This is a genomic window from Thermogutta sp. (assembly GCF_039793925.1).
Lineage (GTDB): Bacteria > Planctomycetota > Planctomycetia > Pirellulales > Thermoguttaceae > Thermogutta.
This window is the reverse complement of sequence record NZ_JBAMME010000312.1, coordinates 1-2,860: the sequence shown is the minus strand read 5'-3', so window position 1 is coordinate 2,860 and position 2,860 is coordinate 1. Positions and strand designations below refer to the sequence as shown.

The 2,860-nt window shown below is 55.0% G+C and carries 3 protein-coding genes; 1 reads left to right on the top strand and 2 read right to left on the bottom strand.

Going from position 1 to position 2,860, the window contains the following annotated elements; all coding sequences use genetic code 11:
• Positions 1-166: 166 nt before the first annotated feature.
• Positions 167-589 (top strand): hypothetical protein, encoded by a 423-nt coding sequence (locus tag ABJK56_RS16870; RefSeq protein WP_347245849.1) that lies wholly within the window; start codon positions 167-169, stop codon positions 587-589.
• A 579-nt stretch (positions 590-1,168) separates the two neighbouring features.
• Here the strand turns inward: ABJK56_RS16870 and ABJK56_RS16865 are convergent.
• Together ABJK56_RS16865 and ABJK56_RS16860 are read right to left on the bottom strand one after the other, a co-directional pair.
• Positions 1,169-1,591: a Zn-ribbon domain-containing OB-fold protein gene (locus ABJK56_RS16865; RefSeq protein WP_347245848.1), complete on the bottom strand. Its 423-nt coding sequence runs from the start codon at positions 1,589-1,591 to the stop codon at positions 1,169-1,171.
• A 2-nt stretch (positions 1,592-1,593) separates the two neighbouring features.
• Positions 1,594-2,860 (bottom strand): hypothetical protein (locus tag ABJK56_RS16860; protein WP_347245847.1); only part of this gene is annotated, 1,267 nt, incomplete at its 5' end.

The following is a 2,860-nucleotide window of genomic DNA, read 5'->3' as shown; positions in this document are numbered from 1 at the left end:
TACAACCAGCATAGCCACTAGGAACATGGCTCAGAAGAAGGCCCGATGTCCTGGCGTCCTTCTACGCGGTGAGCTCGCTGCCTCTGTCATGTGATGACTAAATTATACCGTTACCGGTAAGGGCTTCGAGTGAAGGTTGAGGCGCGGATAGAGGCCGCCGGCCCCCATGCCCATATGCCCGATCGGAGAACTGGCGGAGGCAATCATCGCCGCCGGCACGATGATTCATCCCGGTGTTGAAGGGATTGCTGGTGAGCGCGGCATCACGGTGGAACTCGTGGGCGCTAGAAGGAGCTCGGAGCCGATGATGCGCCGTCCGCCCCGCTGGCGACCCCAAGCAGCGCGGAAGCAACCAATTTCGGTTCACGATGCGGCAACCCGTAGCAAGCTTATGAGGATCCGCATGGCCGGCGATGGTGTGTCCGACGACGGATGGTGGTCAGTGGAGCCAGGGGATTATGTTGTAGGGAACCCTGGGTCTGGCTTAGCCATCTCCACGCTGTCGGATGAGGAGCTCCTGAGGTCATTGGCGGAGCGCCTGAACAGGGATCGGTACGCAATACTCGGCATGACTAGGACCCAGAACTAGGGGTCGAGAAGCTGGTGCGCAACGTGGTGGCTAATCCCAACATATACCGTCTGATATTGGTGGGGCGCGACTCGGCCACTGCTCCCGTGGCTCCGGTCGTGCTCGAGCTCAATCGCCAGGGGTCGGCGATGATATGAGCTTGATGGTGCAGGGGGCGCAGGATCAGGCTGAGCAACCTGACCCACGGCGAAATTGATGAGTTTAAGCGCAGGGTGAAGGTGACTGATCTCTCGGGGGTCAGAGATATGGGGACGCTCATCGGCTTCGTGGATGAGCTGCTCCCGCCTCCGTCGCCCAGCTTTAGCGGCGCCTCGCCTCGGGCATCGACATGGCCCAGCCATGCGAGGTTTGACGCAACCGACGATCCCGACGTGATGTTGGATGAGAGTGGATTTTTCATAGTATATGTAAAATGATAAGCATATAATATGTGAACATTATGATAATCAAGGAAGGAAGACCGGTAACTGCGCACACCGTGTGAACGAATTCGGTCGAGGCCCGTGATGGGATGATAGAATATCGCGCCATTGCAGGCCCAAGGCAATGATAATAATAAATAAGCGCCCGGGCAGAGCATCATATGGGCTGCAGGACGTGCGTTACCCTATCCTCGGCTAATTTTTTGGGAACGAGCTTAACGCGCATTCCAACCTTCACGGACTGGGGATCTACGCCCTCCACTCTGGCGTACACGCGGTTTCCATCCGGGAACTGTGCTACCCCCACCGTAACCGGGATCTCTTTCTCGTCAAATCCGGCCGGCACCAAGTATAAAGTCGAGAAACTGGTCAGCTCCCCCTTATCTGCCTGGTCATACTCTATCCATTTCATATCACTGGTTAGGCATGTAGGGCAGAATTTTCTCGGCGGGAAATAGACTGTTCCACATTTTTCACACTTAGTGGCCATTATCTTTCCCTGCTCCAAGTAAGTAACATAATTTGATATGCCGCTATGCTTTATGAATGGGAAATATCCAAACTTTTCAATTTCAGTCATTTTCAAGGCCTCCTGGAAAGCACTACCGCCGCGGCATACGTGCCCACTCCCCCTCTCGTGTATGCGACCCCCAGCTCTGCCGGCACCCTTATGTCGCCGACCGCATCACCCCTCAGCCATCTAGTTATGGCAAATATTTGGGCGGCTCCCGTGGCCCCCACGGGATGTCCCCTTCCAAGTAGCCCACCACTCACGTTTACAGCGACCTTTCCACCCACATAGGTTTGGCCATCTCTTATTGCCCGGTAACCTTCACCCCTCGGGAAGAATCCCATATCCTCGTAATCCAGTATCTCCGATATCGTGAAACAGTCGTGGGTCTCAGCCACCTGTACCTGAGAGGGCTCGATGTTCGCATTTTTGTACGCCATGTTCGTGGCTTCCACGGTAGGTAAGAATTGGGTGAGATCGGGCACGCCCCTTACCGTCTGTTGGCCAGTGGCTAACCCCACGCCCTTTATCCATACGGGCGTGTCTGTCAGTTTGGTGGCCACATCCTCTGACGCCAAGATAACGGCGGCAGCTCCATCCGCGTTAGCGGCGCAGTCCAGCAGCTTGAGTGGGAGGCTCACCGGCCTCGACTTCATGACGTCATCCACGGTGTACTTCTGCCTGAACATGGCATAGGGATTCTTTGACGAGTACTCTGAAGCTTTTACCCTTATCAATGCAAGATCCTCCTCCTTAGCGCCGTACTTCTCCATGTAGGCTTTAGCCCTTAAGGCATAGGCCGTCGGCATGCTCATACCCAATGGAGCTTCCAGCGATGAATCCGCTGACTGCCCCATGACTCTCTGGACCTCTCTCCCGCTCAACTCGCTCATCTTTTGAACGCCAACCGCAGCCACTACCTTAGCGAACCCGGACCTTATGAAACTCCAGCCGGTTATTGTAGCTACGGTGCTGCTCGAGCACTGGGCGTGCACATCGAATCCGGGGACAGGGCTCAGCCTTGCGTACTCGGCCAGCTCTCCCGCTGGATTCCTCGTTGCGGTATATCCCCAGGCATAACCTACCACTAACATATTTATATCTTTCTTGCTAAGCTTAGGCACGTCCTCCAGAGCCACCTTGAGCGCCTCGAAACCCAGTTCCTTCGTGTCAGCGTCCTCCCTTTTACCGAACCTGGTCATGCCAACGCCTACTATGGCTACCTTCTCTGTCAATTTGATCGTGTAGCTTACTTCCAATGCTATAAAAGGTTTTACCATGATTGGGCTGTGGGACAGAATTCTAGTACGGGGCCATGTGGAACAGGTTGTGCCACAG